We start from the raw sequence: 17,384 nt of genomic DNA, 5'->3' as shown, positions 1-17,384 counted from the left end.
CAAATCACAGCGGATACGCGTAGCGCAACCGTTTGTTCACGAGGATCGCACGCGCCTCGCCCCGTCGTGCACAATCCATTGCTCAGACGGCGGCGCGCGCGGTCTGCAGAGTCAGCAGCGGCAGCGCCGAGACGTCGAGCTCCGGGGCGAATCCGAACGGTGCCGCCAGCGCCGAGCCGAACTCCACCACACCCGCCGACACCCGCAGTCGGGCGTCGACGCGGGAGTCGGCGCGATACAGGTCGGGGTGACTGTCCCTCGCGAGTGCCCCGATGTCGGGCATGAGCGGGGCCAGCCGTCCGAAGTAGTGGTGGCCGTTGCGCTCGATGTGGGTGAGTCCGAGCGTCGCGGCCACCACGAGGTCCTGGGCGACGGTCAGGGGAGGGAGGGTGGAGAGGTCCTCCGCCGTCATGATCGTCGGGCGATCCGGTGTCGCGCGATGGCCGGCCAGCACGCCGTTCGCGAGCCCCCGGAACACGCCCTTGCACCCCTTGTACGTCCCGCCCGCGTAACCGAGGTCCAGCGCGCGCCGCACGGCATCGACGCCGTCGTCGGACTCGTCGATGATCACCGGCATCCCCTGGGCGGAGAGCTCGCGCAGCACCCCGCCGAGCTCGGGTGCGAACGCGGCATCCCGGTGCACGGGCTGTTCGACGGCGATGAGCGCGTCGCGCAGTCGCGGACCGATCTGCGCGTGGGACAGGAGCGCCCGCGCCCAGCGATCGAGGTGGTCGCCGTCCCGCATCGACTCGTTCGCGTCGACCGTCAGCCGGGGCTCCACACCGAGAGCGTCGCAGACCGCGAAGATGCGACCGAGTCGGGTGAGGTCGGCCGCGGCATCGCCGGCCGTCTTGATCTTCAGGTGATGCACGCCGTCACGTCGGATCACCTCGTCCAGGCTGACGGGCAGATCGTCGTCCGGCCGGTCGACGACCTCGTCCGCGGTGAGCGCGTCGGCGAAGCCCACGGTGTGGCGGACGGCGATGGTCGGGGCCGGCTCCGTCCGCAGGTGCGCGCGCCAGTCGATGCCGGCCAGCTCGGGGTGGAGCGAGCCGGGATCGAAGCCCAGCGCGCCGCTGTGGAGAGCGGTGACGAACGGCGTGCGGGCGGCCCGGCAGACCGCATCGATGACGGCGCGTTCCACGAGGGCGGTGCCGAGCCCCGCCAGGAGCCCCGGGATGCCGGTGTGCTCCGCCCACCGCATCTGGGCCTGGTCGAGGGCGCGCCAGAGCGCGAACGCCGACGCGGCGCGCAGCCCGGTGGCCGCCTCGACGGCGTGCTCGACGACGCCCACGAGCCCGATCAGGTCATCGGCGAACGAGCTGTCCGGATTCTTCGTGAACCACTTGGGCGGAAGGTGCTCGGACGCCCAGCCGCGGGAGGCCGTGCCGTCGGCCCTGCGCAGCGCGACCTCCACCACGACGTGCGGGGCCGCCGTCATCTCGGCGATCCCGTAGCGGAAGGGGAGCCGCGTCTGCACCGGCACGACCCGCGCGGTGACGCCCGTGACCTCGATCATCGCCGTGCTCCTTCCGGGGTGCGGGGCTGCCGCATCCATCGCACAGTAGCGAGCTGGAACGGGCGCAGCTCGATGTCGACCGCGCCGTCGGGGCCGTGTCCCCGCACGATCGCGGGCTCGCCGTCCCGTTCGAGCAGGTCGGTCTCGACGACGCCCGCGACGGGGAACCGCGGGGTGAGGGTGCCGCGCGTGCGCGTGCCCCACGCCTCGTAGAGACGCACGATGACGTCGCCGCTGCCGTCGTCGGCCGCCTTCACCGACTCGACCATCACCCCGGGGGCCGCGACGCTGAGGAGCGGAGCGAGCTCGGTCGTCTCGGCATCCGTGACGCGCCGCAGCGGCACGCCCAGCCGGTAACCCTCCTCGACCGCCTCGGCGACGCCGGCTCCGGGTCGCAGCGTGAAGCGCAAGGAGTGCCGGCCGCGATCGGACGTCGGGTCGGGATAGCGCGGCGCCCGGGCGAGTGAGATGCCGATCACCGCCACCGAGCGACCGCCGGCGCTCTCGCGGGTGGTGTCGTAGCCGTACGTCGCTTCGTTGGCGAGAGCGACGCCGTAGCCGGGTTCGCCCACGTGCAGCCAGCGGTGGGCGACGACCTCGAAGCGCGCTTCGTCCCACGACGTGTTCGTGTGGATCGCGCGACGGAGGTGGCCGTAGGCGACCTCCGCGGTGGCGTGGTCGGTGTGCAGGTCCAGGGGCAGCTGGAGCTTCAGGAGCTTCTGGTCCTCGTGCCAGTCGAGGTCGATGTCGATCTCCAGGCGCGGTGCTCCGCGCCGCAGGGTGTAGTCGAGGCGGACGCTCGACGCACCGAAGGAGCGGCTCACCCGCACCGTGACGACGTCGTCGGTGGGCGTGAGCGTCGTCACCTCCACCGTCCCGGCGATCTCCACCGGCCGCGCCCGGTAGTGCTCGTCGAGGTCCCAGGCATCCCACGTCGTCGGGGTGTCGTGGTGGAGGCGCAGCCGGCCGGTGCGCATCCCCGCGGGCACGAGGTCGCGCCCCGCGGGGCCGTCGATCAGCGACGAGATCTCACCGGCCGCGTCGACCGTGAGGCGAAGGATGCCGTTGTCGACGACCGTTCCCTCGGCCGTCTCCGCGACCGTCACGCCGGTCGCGGTCGCGGTGCTTTCCGCCGCCTCCGCCGACGCTGCTCCCGCCAGAGCGGCGATCCCGCTCTGGGACACCGGCGACGCGTTCACGGCGAGCTCGCGGTCGCCGGTGCCGACGAGTGCTCGCAGAGCGGTCGCGACGATCTCCTCGAGCTCGGCGTGGACCCGCTCGTACGCCTCGTGGGCCTCGCGATGCACCCACGTGATCGAGGACCCCGGGAGGATGTCGTGGAACTGCAGCAGCAGCACTTCTCGCCAGAGGGCGCGCAACCGCTCGCCGGGGTACGCAGCGCCGGCCTGCACCATCGCCGCGGTCGCCCACAGCTCGGCCTCGCGGAGCAGTCGCTCTGCGCGCCGGTTGCCGCGTTTGAGGGGGATCTGCGTCGTCGCGACCCCGCGGTGCCGCTCCAGGTACAGCTCCCCGACCCAGACGGGCGGGTCGGCGAGGTCGGCCGCAGCTTCGGTGAAGAAGCGCTCCGGCGACGACATGATCACCCGTGGGGCGCCCTCCAGGTCGGCGTAGCGGGCCGCCGAGGCGAGCATGTCCTCGGTCGGGCCGCCCCCGCCGTCGCCCCAGCCGAACGGGAGCAGCGACAAGTTGGTGGCGCCCTTGTCGGCGAACTGGCTCTCCGCGCGCCGCAGATCGGCCGCCGACACCTCGGCGTGGTACGTGTCGGCCGAGGGGAAGTGGGTGAAGATCCGCGTGCCGTCGATGCCCTCCCAGAGGAAGGAGTGGTGGGGGAAGGTGTTCGTCTCGTTCCACGAGATCTTCTGCGTCAGGAAGTAGCGGGCGCCGGCCGCCGCCGCGATCTGCGGGAGGCCCCCGCTGTAGCCGAACGAATCGGGGATCCACACGTCGTCGGTCTCGATCCCGAACTCCTCCAGGAAGAAGCGCTTGCCCTCGATCAGCTGGCGGGCGAGGGATTCGCCGCTGGGGAGATTGCAGTCCGGCTCCACCCACTGGCCGCCGGTCGGGATGAACCTGCCCTCGGCGACGCGCGCGGCCACCCGCGCGTACAGCTCGGGATAGTCCTCCTTCACCCACGCGTACTGCTGGGCGGAGGTCGCGGCGAAGACGAAGTCGTCGTAGCGGTCCATGAGGGCGAGGACGTTCGCGAAGGAGCGCGCGACCTTGCGCCGCGTCTCCCGCAGCGGCCAGAGCCAGGCACTGTCGATGTGGGCGTGGCCCACCGCGTGCAGCCGATGCGCCGACGCGGCGGCGGGACGGGCGAGCACCTCCGCCAGCTCGGCGCGAGCGGCCGGGGCGGAGCCGGCGACGTCGCCGGGATCGACCCGATTGAGGGCGGCCTCCAGGGCCGTGAGCACCTCTTCCCGGCGCGCATCGGGCTGCACCGACTCGCGGACGAGACCGGTGAGGGCGTCGAGATCGCGCAGGAGTTCGGTGGTCGGCACGTGGCGTCGTGCGAGCTCGATCCGACCCCACCGGTACAGCTCCGCCTCGCCCGCCGTCTGCGGATCGCCGAGGGTGGTCGGACGGAAGCTGAAGTGCTGCGCCACGTCGGGGTTCGCCGCGGCCTCGATGTAGTAGACGAACTCCTCGCCGGCATCCTCGGGCACCACGAAGTGCCGCTGGGCCGGCTCGATCCCCTTGAGGGCGCGGCCGTCGGCGCTCCACACGAGCGCCTCGCACTGGAAGCCCGGTCGCCAATCGAGGAAGCCGAGGTCGATGGCCAGCTCGTTGCGCGCATCCGGACTCGGATGCCAGTGCCGCGGCACCCTTCCGCTCACGCGTACCCACACCGTCCCCCACGGCCGACCCCAGGCGTCGCCGGTCGCGATCGGGGTGAACGGGGCTCCCACGGCGTCGGCGAAGGGCACCGGCTCGCCGGGCGCCGACCAGGCTGCCAGCGACACGGGCGCCGTCTCTGAATGGAGCGCGGGACGGACGTCGTCACGGATCGCGCGTGCGGTGCGGGCCAGGACGCGCTCTCGGCGGTCACGCATGGTCGGGGTTCCTCTCGGCGGCGCTCGCCGCGGTCTCAGGGTGGAGGGATGCGTCGCGCGGATCGTCGCCGACGGTGAGCAGGCCGAAGCACTCGAGGGCGACCGCCATGATTCCGAACTGCTCGGTGAGCTGGCCCTCGTAGCCGCACGGCGCACCGTCCCAGTAGCGCCAGTCGACGCCCGTCTGCGAGCCGCCGAAGGCGCTGCCGTCGGCGAGGGTCGTGCAGAGAGCCTCCAGCAGATCGTCCGCCTCCGCGGTCATGCCCACGCGGTAGAGCGCGGCGACGAAGTGACGCGACTGCGAGTGCGACAGGGCACCGTTGAGGTAGAAGCCGTGGGGGAAGCCCTGCATGGGCGCGGTGAGGTCGGCATCCGGGATCGGCCAGAGGTTGTTCGGCAGGCCCCAGTGCGGGTCGGGAGCACCCACGCGCAGGTATTCGCGCCACAGAGCGGCGATGATCGGCCGCTCCCGCTCGGGCGGCAGCACCCCGCTGTTCACGACGATCGCGTTGACGGCCAGGTAGGCGTGGTCGTGCAGGCGATCGTCGGCCGACCGCCACCCGGCGATCCAGCCGGAGTCGGGGTGCAGGAACGTGGGGACGAACGCGTCGGCGATACGGTCGGCCCACGGGGACAGGCCCGCGGCGAGGTCTCCCGCGCCCTGCGCCGGGAGCACCTTCGCCAGCAGGCGCAGCGCCCGGAACAGCAGGGCGTTGACGTACGCGTCCTTCCATCCGAACGACACCACGTCGTACCAGTTCGTGCTCCAGTCGTGCTCACCGCTCACACCGCGGCGGTGAGGGCTCTCGATCAGGCCGTCGCCGTCGAGGTCGCGGGCGGCGAGGCGAGCCAGCACGGCAGCGATGCGGGGGCGATAGCGGGCGAGCCACGCGGCATCCGGCACGGCCTCCAGGTACTCGGCGAGGCCGAGGAGCGTGCCCACACCCGAGATGAGGTACTCGTCCTCGGCGGGACGCAGCCGCCCGCCGTCGCGCATCGTCCCGCTCGCGTAGCCCGGACCCCCGTCGAGCCAGCGCTCGAGGGAGTCGCGCAGCATCGCCCGGGTGTCGATCCCGGCCACCGTGCCCCGGCGCACCGCGAGAGCCGACCAGGTGTCCATGCTCATGGGGCAGTGGATGGAGACGCTGTTGTTGCTGAACGTCCCCGTGTCGGCCCGATACGACAGCCCCGTGATCGCGGTGCGACGCAGGGCGCGGGCGACTCCCGCGGGGGTTCCCTCACGGGCGTCGACCCCGCCGTCGACCGGTCGCCAGGTGAGGCGCGCCCGGTGGATGCCGGAGCGCAGCACCGTGGTGCCGCGCTCGGTGGGCTCTTCGCCGAGACGCAGTTCGCCCAGCAGCCAGCCCCGGGCGCGGTCGGCGTCGGAGCGCCAGGTGGCCTCGTCGCTGTCGGAGGTGACGCTGAGCGACCCGTGCCCGGGGGCGTGGAGCAGCAGCGGCAGGTCGAGGAGGCCCGTGCGGCCGTCACGGCGAAGGGTTCCCAGGGTCGCGGTGGCCGCGACGCCGGGATCGAACGCGGTCTGCCAGGCCGAGCTCTCCCACGCCTCGACGTCGTCGTCGCCCTCGCGCGTGGCGGAGAGCTCGATCCGATCGTGCCGCATCGTCCAGACCAGGTGCAGGCGCTGACCGGCATCCGGAATCGCGATGTCGTAGGAGACGACGTTGCCCGACACCGCCACGGCGCCCTCGACGCGGCATCGCAGCGCCGGTGAGATGAGCGACGGTCCACCGACGGGGTGCAGCATCGGGCCCTGCAGATCGACGCCCGGCCGGTGCAGCAGCAGGTCGCGGTCGACCCGGCACGTGCCCTCGTCGTCGAGGGCGAGGAAGCTGAAGCCGGCCCGTCCCAGGGAGAAGCCCACCGCGTAGAAGGCTGTCGCGAACCGCACGGTGCCGCGGTCGGCGACGGCGCTCACCCCCTCCGGGATGCCGGAGAGGTCGATGGCGCCGACCCGCAACCGTGTCTCGCCCTGGAGGGGTGCGGGGGGCGGGTCGCCCCGCAGTTCGAAAGCGTCGTCGGCGAGGTTCCAGGGCGTCCACGGGCCGTCGAGGCCGCTGCGGCGGATCTCGATCACCGCCGAGGCCGTGACGATCCCGCCGAGGTCGTACTCGACGGGGGCGGCATCCGGACCCGACGGCAGGGGCAGGTCGGTGACGTCGAGCACCGTGTGCCACCCGGCGCCGTCGTGCACCCGCAGGCGGAACGCGGACACCCAGTCCCACTGATCTTCGCTTCCGCACTTGTGGTAGCCGCGACCGGGTCGCACGAGGAGTGTCCGCAGCGCCGTCGGTGCGCCGAGGCGCAGGGTCCGCGCGTGCACGATGCGGCGTCCGACGATGTCGTCACGCTCGTCGCCGTCTGCCCACGTCGCGACGGTGACCCCGGCCGCATTGCGAAAGCCCATGCCCCCGAGCGGCGGTGTGCGCTCGGTGATCGCCAGGAGATCGGTCGTGGTGTCTGTCATCAGCATCCCGGGTTACGTGCACGTCGTCGTGCGCTGCGCATCGCATGTGCGCAATCGATTTCCCAAAATGCTAGCGCATGTCGCCACGCGCGCAAGTCGCGACCGGCGACGTCCTCCGCGCCGCCGGTCGTCGGGTGCGGTCCTAGACCGCCGACCAGCCGCCGTCCGACGGGAGGATCACGCCGTTGACGTTGGTGCCGTCGTCGCTCAGCAGGAACGTGATCGACGCCGCGAGCTGTTCGGGCTCCGCGATCGGCGGGAGCATGGCCATCGCCGCGGCGATCCGCTGCTGGTACTCGCCCGACATGTCGGGGCCGGCGATGTTGGTCGCGACCGGCCCGGGAGCGACGGCGTTGATGCGGATGCCGCGGGGTGCGTACATGAACGCGGCACTGCGCGTGAGGCCGACGACGGCGTGCTTCGACGCGGTGTAGGCGGCACCGGCGGCCGAGCCGCGGAGCCCCGCCTCCGAGGCCACGTTGACGATCGCGCCCGTTCCCGCCGCGAGCATGACCGGCAGCACCGCGCGGCTGAGCCGGAACATGCCGTCGACGTTGACGGCGAACACGCGCTCCCAGATCGCGTCGCTCACCTCGTGCAGCGGGCTCATGTCGTCCATGATCCCGGCGATGTTCGCGAGCCCGTCGATGCGCGGGCCGGCGGCTGCCACGATGGCGGCGACGCCGTCGGCATCCGTGATGTCGGCCGTCACGGCGACGATCTGCTCGTCACCGTGCTCCGCGGCGAGCTCCTCGAGGCGGGATGCCGAGACGTCGACGGCGACGACGCGCCCGCCCTCGCGGACGATGCGCGTCGCGGTAGCACGGCCGATACCCGAGCCGGCGCCGGTGACGATGACGGTGCGACCGTCGAACCGGCCGGGGGTGATCTGCTCGCGCCAGACGGCGTCGTCGTCTTCGGTGTCGTCGCTCTCCACGGGCGCGGTGCCGCCGTTGGCGCGCCGCACCATGTCGTCGACGACCTCCTGGGGCAGCTGGCCCTTGCTCATGCTGACCAGGCGCTGCAGCGACAGCAGGCGGACGGGTGCGAGGGCCTTCTCGGTCTGACCGCCCTGGGCCAGCAGGTCTCGCAGCAGCGGGCCGCCGACGGGATGCTTCAGCCAGTCGCCGATCGAACTCTTCGCGGTCAGGGGCTTGTCGGCCATGGTCGTTCCTCTCGGGTGCCGGCACCGGTGCCGGGTGTCCTCGATTCTCGGCCGTGAAAAACGCAATGTCAACACTGTTGACTTGTGTGCGAGACGGGTCCCCCGAGTTGGCATACTCGGGGGAGGAGGTGGTCATGGGCGGTGCGAAGGGCAAGACCCGCGAAGCGATCGCGGATGCCGCGGCATCCCTCTTCGCGACGGACGGCTACGCTGCCACCTCCGTGCGGAGGATCGCTCGCGAAGCCGGCGCCGATCCCGCCATGGTCATCCGCCACTACGGCTCGAAGGAGCAGCTGTTCCTGCACACCATGCAGGTGCTGCCCGGCGACGCGCTGCGCTTCGACGAACCCTGGGACACCCTCGGCACCCGGATCGTCGAGTACGTGCTGGATGCCGACGACCGGCTGCGCTCGGTCTACCTCGAGCTCATCCGCGGCAGCGATGCCGGTCGCATCGGCTCGGCCCTGAGTGCTGCGCACGAGGAGAACTTCGTCGCGCCGCTGGTCGAGGTGCTCCGCGGTCCGCATGCGGAGCTGCGCGCTCGGCTCGTCGCCGCCATGGTGGGCGGACTCATGTACGCGCTGTGGATCGTCGAGGACGAGAACCTGTCGCGCACCGATCGCGCCGACGTCATCGCCCACTACGCGCCCGCACTCCAGCGCCTCATCACCCCCGACCCGGCGGCGTAGCGCAGGCTCAGCGCCCGATCCGCCGGTACTTCACGTGCGTGGCGAGCGGGGAGTGCAGCACCTCGACGGGCTCGAAATTGAAGGTCGGGTCGCCGTCGAAGATGCGCTCGCCCGACCCCAGCAGCACCGGCGCGATGTCGAGGGTGAGCTCGTCGACCACTCCGGCGGCGAGGGCCTGTCGCACGGTGGATGCGCCGCCGGCGATGGCGACGCCGCGGTCGTCCGCCGCCTCGACGGCGCGCGCGTATGCCGCGTCGAACCCCGCCGTCACGAAGTGGAAGGTCGTGCCGCCGGCCATCTCGATCGCCTCACGCGGATGGTGCGTGAGGACGAAGACGGGTGCGTGGTAGGGAGGCTCGTCGCCCCACCATCCCCGCCAGTCCTCACTCCACTCGCCGCGCACGGGTCCGAACATTTTCCGGCCCATGACGTACGCGCCGCGCGGTCGGCCCAGCCAGGCGGAAGCCTCGGCATCCGCCGCCGTCGCCCGCAGATCACCGAGGTGCCAGCGGTGCAACTCCATGCCCCGCGCGCCGAGCGGCTGCTCGAGCGACTGCTCCGGCCCGGCGATGAAGCCGTCGAGCGACATCGACACGTGACAGGTGGTATCCGGCATCCTCGCGCCTTTCGTCGGTTCGCTCGCACGGTACCGCACGGCACAGACACGGCTCGAGGGGTGACCGTCGCGCCTCAGCCGAGGGCGGCGACGGCGGCGTCGCGGTCGAAGTCGAGCATCGACGCGCGCAGCCGGCCGAGGGATGCCGTGAGGTCCGCCGCCGCGTCGGGGTCGAGCCCGATCGCGTCGGCGATGCACCGCTCCAGCCAGTCGTGGTGGCCCGCGATCTCCTGGGCCCGGTCGGTGGCGGTCACGACGATCCGCCGCCGATCGGCGGGGTCGATCTCGCGGGTCACGAGGCCCGCCGCCTCCAGCCGTCCCAACAGGCCGGCGACGCTGCTGGCATCCAGCATCAGCACCTCGGCGATGCGGCCCGGCGTCGTGCGCGGCTCTTCGGCGAGCACCGCGAGCACGAGCATCTGCGGGTAGCTGATCCCCCAGGGGGCGAGCAGGTCGCGGTACAGCTGCACGGTCGCGTTCGCGGCGGCGTACAGCGACAGGCACAGCGACCGCTCGATCGCGAGCGCCGGCGCGGCGTCGCCGGTCACGCGTCGCCGGCGTCGCCCGCCGAGGGCAGGGCCGCCTCGATCGCGGCGATCACGGCGGGGTCGTCGGGCAGCGTCCGCGGCGAGAAGCGCGCGACGTCGCCGGTGGGGCTGATGACGAACTTCTCGAAGTTCCAGCTGATGCCGCCGGCCTTGCCGTCGGCGCCGGGCACCGTGGTGAGCGCCTGGTAGAGCGGGTGGGCCTTCTTCCCGTTGAGCTTGACCTTCTCCGACATCGGGAACGTCACGCCCCAGGTGGCCGAGCAGTACTCGGCGATCTTCTCCTCGGAGCCGAGCTCCTGCAGGAACTGGTTGCTGGGGAAGCCGATCACCGTGAAGCCGCGGTCGGCGTACTTCTTGTGCAGCGCTTCGAGCGTCTCGTACTGGGGGGCGAGCCCGCAGCGGGAGGCGACGTTGACGACGAGGGCGGCGCGGCCGGCGGTGAGCTCGCCGAAGGTCGTGTGCTCGCCGCGGAGGGTGGTGACGGGGATGTCCTGGAGTTCCATACCAATAGTCTCGCTCGCAAATAGTGGGGATGCAAGATAAATCCTCGGATGCCGCGGGCCGGCATGTCGGTAGCCGCTCCTACCCTCGGGTCCATGGCGGAGCGGGTCGAGGCGTGGTGGGCGCGTCGACAGTGGTCGAAGGGGGTGGCCGAGCCCTACGCCGTCGGCACCTACCGCGAGGCGTGGGCGGCGTATCCCGCCCTCATCCGGCAGTACCACCCCGAACTCAACGCGGGGATCACCCTCTCGCAGATCCCCCCGGCGGCCGACGTGCTGCTGCTGTGGGAGTGCGACGCCGGTCACCGGTTCGCCGCCACCCCGGAGGAGCAGCGGGCCCGGCCGGGGCGGGAGCGCCGCCGCAGCGGGTGGTGCCCGGAGTGCGCCGAACGGGCGAATCCGCGTCGTGTCGTCGCCCTCCCGATGAGGGATGCCGTCCCCGTCCCGGAGGCTCCCCTCGTCACGGAGGCGAGTCTCCTGCGCGCCCGGCGGCCGAAGCGTGCCGTGAGCCTGTGCGACAAGACGCCCGCGCTCCCGGTTGGGGACCCGTTCGTCTCCGAGTGCGCGCCGGCACCGGCATCCGCTGTCGAAGACCGCCTGCGCGCCGATCTCTTCGGGCGGGTCGCCGTCACGCCGGGCCGCAACGCCGTCCGCGTCGCTCGTCCGTTCTTCACCCACCTGGAGGTGTGGCCGGATCTCCTGCTTCCCGAACTGCGGATCGCGATCGAGTACGACACGATCGGCAGGCACGGCCTCGAGCACGTCGGCCGCCGCGAAGACGCCGACCGGAGGAAGGACCGTGCACTCCGGGGTGCCGGATGGGAAGTGGTGCGGCTGCGCACCGGCCGTCTCGAACCGCTGGGCCCGCACGACCTGCAGCTCGCCGGCTGGAATGCGCGCGCTCTCGGGAGGCTCATCGATGTGCTGCGCGACATCCGCGGGCCACTGATGGTCGACGCCTACCTGGTGTGACGCGCGGCGCGTGCCGCCTCCCCGCGGGCAGAAACACGCGTGAAACGCCGACCGCCTACCGTCTAATCCCAGGGAACGGGTGAGACGGGGAGGGGGATGCCGCGATGCTGACGCCCGAACTGGTCCGAGCCGTCGAGGCGCTGCGCGGCATGGTCGATGTTGCCGTCACCCAGGGCCTCGAGAAGCTGCCCGCCGAACGCGGCCTCGCCGACCGGCTGGGTGTCTCCCGCAACATGGTGCGCCGGGCGCTGGAGATCCTCGAAAGCGAGGGAGCGGTCGTTCGGTCGCCGGGGCGCGGCGGCGGGGCGTTCATCACGGCGGTCACCGACGCCGCCCCCGTCTCGCCGACGCTGTTCGACGCGCACGAACGCAAGCTCGAACGCGATCTCAACGCCATCAAGGGCATCCCGCAGATGCTCGCCGAGCAGGGGTTCGAAGCCACCACGCGCGTGCTGTCGGAGTCGATCGAGCCGGCCTCGCCGGGCATCGCGGCGGCCCTGCGGCTGCGCGACGGCGCACCGGTCGTGTCGCTCCTGCGCCTGCGGCTCGCCGACGGGCAGCCGCTGTCGCTCGAGCGCATGTTCCTCGACGCGGAGCTGTTCCCCGACCTGCTCGACCACAGCCCGATCGGTTCGCTCTACGCACTCCTGGCCACGCAGTACGGGGTGACCGTCGCGACCGCCGAGGAGCAGGTGGAGGTGGTCGAGGCATCCCGTCAGGTCGCGACCCTTCTCGACCTGAAGCCCTGGGCACCGGTTCTGGCGCTGCGTCGGGTGAGTCGCCGCGACGACGGCACTCCCGTCGAGGCATCCATCGATCTGTTCCGCCCGGAGCTCACCCGCCTCATCGTGCGCACCGTCGTCGGCGAGCACTGAGATCGCGTGGCGCGCGTTTGCGCGGGTGCGCAAGCGGCAGCGTAGACCTGCAATACAACGCGAATGCTTCTTCGACTTACCTATGCAGGTAGGGACCCCCAGGCCACTGCTCTCCCGGGCACGAACGGCTCTGGTCGTCCCCGCTGGAGGAGCGAACAGGTACGACCCGAGACGAAGTTGAGCGTATCGACAGAGTCAGGAGACCGTGAACGGCAAGCTCAGTTGCATCACGAGGGCTCCGGACGTGCCGGCTTACTACCTAGGGCACGACTCGAGACGAAGTCGAGCGTTGCGACACTGGAAGCGCACCTAGTGTGTGATGCCCAGACCCATCGGGAGGCAGCAATGCGCAAAAGCCAGTACCTTGCCGTCGGGGGCGCGCTCGCACTCACGATCGTTCTGGGCGGGTGCGCCGCGCCCGAAGTAGTGAGTGACCCTGCCACCGCCGCGAGCGAAGTCGATGGGGAGACGTTGCGCGGCGACGTGGAGTACGACTACGACGTCCAGGGGTCGATGCTCGGAGTTGTGAAGGCTTCCGAGACGGCAGTCACGGGCCGCATCACCTCCTGGGCGGAGGGTCGCCAGATTCAATGTGGGGACATGCTCGAAAAGCGCGCAGTCGTGGAAGTCGCTACCGACACGATCCTCGCTGGGACCGGAAACCCTGTCTCCGTCTTCGTCGAGGTACGCCGAGGAGCGGTCGTCGTCGATGCCGACGGTGTGGAGGTGCCTCTCGAGAAGGGCACCTCCTATATCGACCCCTCCTTGCAGGAGATGGAGGCGGCTGCCCCCGTAGGGACTCGTGTCATCGTGGCGGCAGTGGCCGCTGCGTCCGCGAGCGAGTATGAGAAGTACAGCTGCAAGGTCGTCGACCAAGGTGCGACCAGTGCCGAACAGCTTCTCGCTCCGCTGCCTCAGGGCTTCATTCTCGAACGCGCGGACGGCAACCACGTGAGTGGTGTCGCCCACCAGTACGACGTCTTGTGGGGCGACTGGCCCCGAGGCGAGAACACCTTTCAGCAGATCCTCGATCAGCTCGCCGGTATCAACGGATAGCGCGCGCGGAGTGCAGAAGAAGCGCCGGTACCTCGCCGATAGGCCGGACAGGTCGCGACCGTTCGCACCGGCAGCGTCAACCTGCAATACGACCGGGGTGCTTCCCCGTCTTACCCGCCCGCGAATGGACCGCTGGGCCACAATGGCGGGTCCACCACCGGCCGTACCCCATCCAGTCGCGACCTGCGTGGAAAGAGGGGCGTCGGGGCCCTAGTAGCTTGTGCCGGTGGATGAACTCACCGTCACCATCGAGAACTATTCGCTGCGGCACGGTCGCCGGACGATCATCTCTGACCTGAACCTGACGCTCACGCGCGGGATCACTGCTCTCCTCGGTCCGAACGGCGCGGGAAAGAGCACACTCTTGAACGGCATGGCTCAGCCGCACCGCGTCAGGGACGGCTCCCTCGCCCTTTCGGGCAGGAGCGTCACCGCATCGCGCGTTGACCAGCGTTGGTTTCACTCCCGATTGGGGTTCATGCCGCAGCAGTGGCGACACTTTCCGTCTTTTACCGTGGAGGAGAGCGTCGCGTATGTGGGTTGGCTGAAACTCGTGCACCGAACCGCTCTGAGGGATCGTGTGACGCGGTCGCTCGCGCGAGTAGATCTTCTCGGCCAGAGAAGCGAGCTCGTCGCTCGGCTCTCGGGGGGAACGCGTCAACGCGTGGGGTTGGCCGAGGCTCTGGTCAACGACCCCGATCTCGTCCTCCTCGACGAACCGACTGTCGGTCTGGACCCAGCCCAACGTGCGGCTTTCCGGCGCGCGTTGGCATCGATGCGCCGGGACCGGGCCCTTCTCCTCAGCACCCATCTCACGGACGATGTCGCCGCGATCGCTGATCGCGTCCTCGTCCTCGCAGAGGGCGCCATCGTTTTCGACGGATCGCCCGCCTCGCTTGCCGATGCCTCCGGTAAGGAAGGCGACTTCCGCGCACGTTTGGAAGAGGGCTACCTGCGTGTGCTTGCCGCGCGGGCCGAGCGGCTTTCGTGAGCGTTGTTGGTAGCTGGGTGCGGCGGCACGCTGCGGCGCTCGTCGCCGGCGCGCTGCTATCCGCGTTGTTCGTCTTCTCCTCCTTCCTGCCGCGACGGGCCGACCTCAATCTGTGGCCGGATCTCGTCAGCGGGCTCTCTCAAGCCACCCTCCTCGTGGGCCCGCTCGCCGCGGGGGCTTGCGCCCTGATCGCGAGCCGATCCGTGACTCCTCTCCGAGAGCGACTGGCCGGTGCAGCGCGGCGAGTCGACGCCGTATTCGCTCGAAATGTGTGGGGAACCGTGCTACCTATCGCCGCTTCCCTTCCCGTCGCGCTATCGATCTTGAGCATCTACGGCACAGTGTCGGGAACCTATGGGATGCCGTCGCCGGCGTGGCTATCGGCTCTAGCCAGCGCGACGTTCGTGGCTTGCGCATTCGGCTACACGGTCGGGCACCTGGTGGGTTCGCGGTGGTTCACTGCTCCCGGTACGGCTCTGGCGTACTTCGGACTCTTCGTTCTCGTTCAGAGCGCACCGCTGCCTTACGGGTTCCGCAGTCTGTTCCCCGCGATCGCGAACCGCGACACCGAATTCGCGCGCTACATCACGGCGACGATGTGGGGGCAGTCAGCCTTCTTCCTCGCAGTCTCCGCGCTTCTGCTTCTCGCGGCGAGATGCACGCACTTTCCGCGGGAGAGGTGGCACGTCCTCGCTGCCACGGCTGCCGTCGTCACAGGATGCCTCGCCGGCAGTGTCGTCGTCGGCACCAACGGTCAGTACGTCGCGGGCTACAACCCTCGCGACTTCGTGTGCGCTGGCGAAGCTCCTGAGATCTGTGTGAATCGCGGCTACCAGGAGGGGTTGGAGGGGCTGCGCGGCAGATTCGACGCACTGTACGCGAAGGCCGCCGGCACGAGTCTGCTGGCCACACGAGTCGAACAGAACGTGGAGGGAGTGGGCGACCTCCCAGCCCCGGGGGCACGCAGCATCTACATCGAAGGGGTCGATGCTGAGGGCCTCGATCAGACCGTGGGCCGCTACGTCGAGAAGTACGGAGGCTTCGCCGCGTGCGACCTGGAGCATGTGCCGTACGACACGCTCATGGCCACCATCATCGTCGACACGTGGCTGTCGGGCTTCGACGACTACGACCCTGCAGAACTCGACCCCGCGACGCCCGCAGGGCGAGAGTGGAAGGCTCTCAGCGTCCTGAGCGCGGAGTCGGGTAACAGATGGCTGCGCGATCACGAGCGCGCCTACCTCACGTGCGCGCTCAGCCTGGACGACCTGCCGTGACCGGCGTGCGGTTGTTCGCAAGGACCCGACGCTGGGGGCTCAATCTGGGCGTCATGCTCGCCGCAGCCGTCCTCGTGGCGGCCTGCGCATCTACGGCCATCGGCATATCGGCAGACGGGGCCAAGATCCTCGTTGCCATGGCGATCCCGGTCGTTCCGGCGATATCCATCGCCGCGTCTCTCTCGTCCTCGCTCGCCGGTCAGGAACGGCTTGCCGCACGCAACATCGCTCGATGGGACGTCATCCACGCCGTTTCGCTCACCTGTGCACTTCTCGTCGTGCTCGGGCTCAGCGCGCTCAGCCTTCCCTCCGCGGATGACGTGGCACAGAATCAGGCCGGAATCTCACTGTGGCGAAACGCGATAGCGCTGACCGGCGCATCGCTGATCGGCTATCGCGCGCTGGGGCCACGCATGGGGTGGGCAGTGGCGGTTATCTGGGTCGTTCTGCCGCCGCAGATGGTGTCGCGCCCGTGGACGGATCCGGTGGGTCTCTTCACGCTCACCACGCAGCCGGACGCCTCCGCGAACGCGCTCGCCTGGGCGATCATGATCTGGGTCGCCGGTGTCGCCAGCCTCACCGTCCCGACCCGAGGATTGGCTGATGCCGTCCGCGTACCGTGACGGACGGCATCAGCAAGGTTCACTCAGCAGTGGCTGATGGTCTTCACCGCTGAGGCGTCAGCGCCAGGGCGACCGCAACTGCGCACCCCGTCCGTGTCTTAGTTGGACGTCGCGGGTTGTTCGTCACCGGTCCACGCCGCCGGCTGCTTGAAGTCGCCCTCGATCGTGTAGACGTTACGGCGACGGTTCTTCATCGTGGTGAAGTCGATGCTCTCGACGCTCTCAACGCTGAGCACGCCTTCTTCCTGGAGTTCTTTTAGCCCTCGCTTTCGGCTCGATCGCGAGATGCCGAAGTGGCTGTCGAAGAACTCGCCTGTTAAGTAGAAGCGAGGCTGATCGTGGCGTGTAAGTGCGAGAGCGACCAGATACATCGATACGCCGGCGCCCGTCAGTCTTCCTACAAGCCCAGTCGACCAGAACGATCGCGGCACCTGAATGTACGCCTCTCCCTTCTCGTAAGGGGGACGATAGAACTTGCGCTGGACACCGCTAGCCGTGGCGCCTTCTTCCAGGAGGACGATGGTCACTTTCGGCCCCTCGCGGAGCGTTCGGATGAAACCGCGTTCTTCGAGTTCTGCGAGGCAGTCTCGAATAGTTCGAGCGCCCTCGCCTCGCGGCTCCGGGTGGCCTAGCAGCTCTGCCCAAAACGGGGCCACCCGGCTCGTCGAGTAGGGAGGGCGAGCCGCGACCCAGATCAGACTCATCAAAAGGGTCAGCCGTAGCGCCCCGCCGCGCCCCCCAGTGTCTCCGGTCGTTCGGAGCAGGCTCGCCATTGGCGTGAGCTCGTCAACACCGTCTGTGCGCTGAACGAAGCTGCGTCGCAGGGGGAGTGCATCGCGTCGAACGCTCTCGACGGCAGTCCGAGGCTCCTCGATATCCATCGATGACTCCATTTCATTTGTCGAAATCGCCGAGCGTGGATAGACTGGCGTCTGTACTGAGCAGCGATGTGAAGAAGTACCTCTATAGGGGTCCAGTTAAGGCTAGTATACAG

Annotated in this window: 15 protein-coding genes; 7 read left to right on the top strand and 8 right to left on the bottom strand. The window is 70.0% G+C overall.

Going from position 1 to position 17,384, the window contains the following annotated elements; genetic code table 11:
* Nucleotides 1-82: 82 nt before the first annotated feature.
* The 4 genes from P0Y48_11125 to P0Y48_11110 form a co-directional block, all read right to left on the bottom strand.
* Entirely contained in the window at nucleotides 83-1,519 is a 1,437-nt protein-coding gene (locus P0Y48_11125) for an enolase C-terminal domain-like protein (protein WEK13010.1), read from the bottom strand.
* Nucleotides 1,516-4,593 carry a glycoside hydrolase family 38 C-terminal domain-containing protein gene (locus P0Y48_11120; protein WEK13009.1) on the bottom strand — a complete coding sequence of 1,026 codons (3,078 nt, stop codon included), beginning with the start codon at nucleotides 4,591-4,593 and terminating at the stop codon, nucleotides 1,516-1,518. The genes P0Y48_11125 and P0Y48_11120 overlap by 4 nt, the downstream gene beginning before the upstream one ends.
* Nucleotides 4,586-7,078, bottom strand: coding sequence for a hypothetical protein (locus P0Y48_11115; GenBank protein WEK13008.1), 2,493 nt, complete (start codon nucleotides 7,076-7,078; stop codon nucleotides 4,586-4,588). Before P0Y48_11115 ends, P0Y48_11120 begins: the two co-directional genes overlap by 8 nt.
* Nucleotides 7,079-7,220: 142 nt before the next feature.
* A complete protein-coding gene (locus tag P0Y48_11110; protein WEK13007.1) occupies nucleotides 7,221-8,243 on the bottom strand; it encodes an SDR family oxidoreductase in 1,023 nt (340 codons plus the stop codon).
* A 134-nt stretch (nucleotides 8,244-8,377) separates the two neighbouring features.
* Here P0Y48_11110 and P0Y48_11105 point away from each other — a divergent pair, with 134 nt between their 5' ends.
* A complete protein-coding gene (locus tag P0Y48_11105) occupies nucleotides 8,378-8,932 on the top strand; it encodes a TetR family transcriptional regulator (protein ID WEK13006.1) in 555 nt (184 codons plus the stop codon).
* Between the two features lie 7 nt (nucleotides 8,933-8,939).
* On the opposite strand, the gene P0Y48_11100 is transcribed toward P0Y48_11105, so the two are convergent.
* From P0Y48_11100 to P0Y48_11090, 3 genes are all read right to left on the bottom strand, one after another.
* Entirely contained in the window at nucleotides 8,940-9,548 is a 609-nt protein-coding gene (locus P0Y48_11100) for a dihydrofolate reductase family protein (protein WEK13005.1), read from the bottom strand.
* A 74-nt stretch (nucleotides 9,549-9,622) separates the two neighbouring features.
* Nucleotides 9,623-10,096 (bottom strand): MarR family transcriptional regulator, encoded by a 474-nt coding sequence (locus tag P0Y48_11095; protein ID WEK13004.1) that lies wholly within the window; start codon nucleotides 10,094-10,096, stop codon nucleotides 9,623-9,625.
* A complete protein-coding gene (locus P0Y48_11090; protein WEK13003.1) occupies nucleotides 10,093-10,599 on the bottom strand; it encodes a glutathione peroxidase in 507 nt (168 codons plus the stop codon). Before P0Y48_11090 ends, P0Y48_11095 begins: the two co-directional genes overlap by 4 nt.
* Nucleotides 10,600-10,692: 93 nt before the next feature.
* On the opposite strand from P0Y48_11090, the gene P0Y48_11085 reads away from it, so the two are divergent.
* The 6 genes from P0Y48_11085 (at nucleotide 10,693) to P0Y48_11060 (ending at nucleotide 16,390) form a co-directional block, all read left to right on the top strand.
* Complete coding sequence (locus P0Y48_11085) at nucleotides 10,693-11,568, top strand: zinc-ribbon domain-containing protein (protein WEK13002.1); 876 nt, start codon at nucleotides 10,693-10,695, stop codon at nucleotides 11,566-11,568.
* 104 nt (nucleotides 11,569-11,672) lie between these two features.
* Nucleotides 11,673-12,443, top strand: coding sequence for a GntR family transcriptional regulator (locus P0Y48_11080; protein ID WEK13001.1), 771 nt, complete (start codon nucleotides 11,673-11,675; stop codon nucleotides 12,441-12,443).
* Nucleotides 12,444-12,788: 345 nt separating this feature from the next.
* A complete protein-coding gene (locus P0Y48_11075; protein WEK13000.1) occupies nucleotides 12,789-13,499 on the top strand; it encodes a hypothetical protein in 711 nt (236 codons plus the stop codon).
* A 226-nt stretch (nucleotides 13,500-13,725) separates the two neighbouring features.
* Nucleotides 13,726-14,490 (top strand): ATP-binding cassette domain-containing protein, encoded by a 765-nt coding sequence (locus P0Y48_11070; GenBank protein ID WEK12999.1) that lies wholly within the window; start codon nucleotides 13,726-13,728, stop codon nucleotides 14,488-14,490.
* A gap of 404 nt (nucleotides 14,491-14,894) precedes the next feature.
* Complete coding sequence (locus tag P0Y48_11065) at nucleotides 14,895-15,767, top strand: hypothetical protein (GenBank protein ID WEK12998.1); 873 nt, start codon at nucleotides 14,895-14,897, stop codon at nucleotides 15,765-15,767.
* The gene (locus tag P0Y48_11060) at nucleotides 15,764-16,390 is read left to right on the top strand and encodes a hypothetical protein (protein WEK12997.1); all 627 of its coding nucleotides are present in this window, start codon (nucleotides 15,764-15,766) and stop codon (nucleotides 16,388-16,390) included. The genes P0Y48_11065 and P0Y48_11060 overlap by 4 nt, the downstream gene beginning before the upstream one ends.
* 98 nt (nucleotides 16,391-16,488) lie before the next feature.
* On the opposite strand, the gene P0Y48_11055 is transcribed toward P0Y48_11060, so the two are convergent.
* Nucleotides 16,489-16,917, bottom strand: a complete 429-nt coding sequence (locus tag P0Y48_11055) for a hypothetical protein (GenBank protein WEK12996.1) — start codon at nucleotides 16,915-16,917, stop codon at nucleotides 16,489-16,491.
* Nucleotides 16,918-17,384 lie beyond the last annotated feature (467 nt).

The organism is Candidatus Microbacterium phytovorans (assembly GCA_029202445.1).
Classification (GTDB): Bacteria; Actinomycetota; Actinomycetes; order Actinomycetales; family Microbacteriaceae; genus Microbacterium; species Microbacterium phytovorans.
Note: the sequence above shows the minus strand (reverse complement) of the source record. Positions and strands in the feature narration are given on the sequence as shown.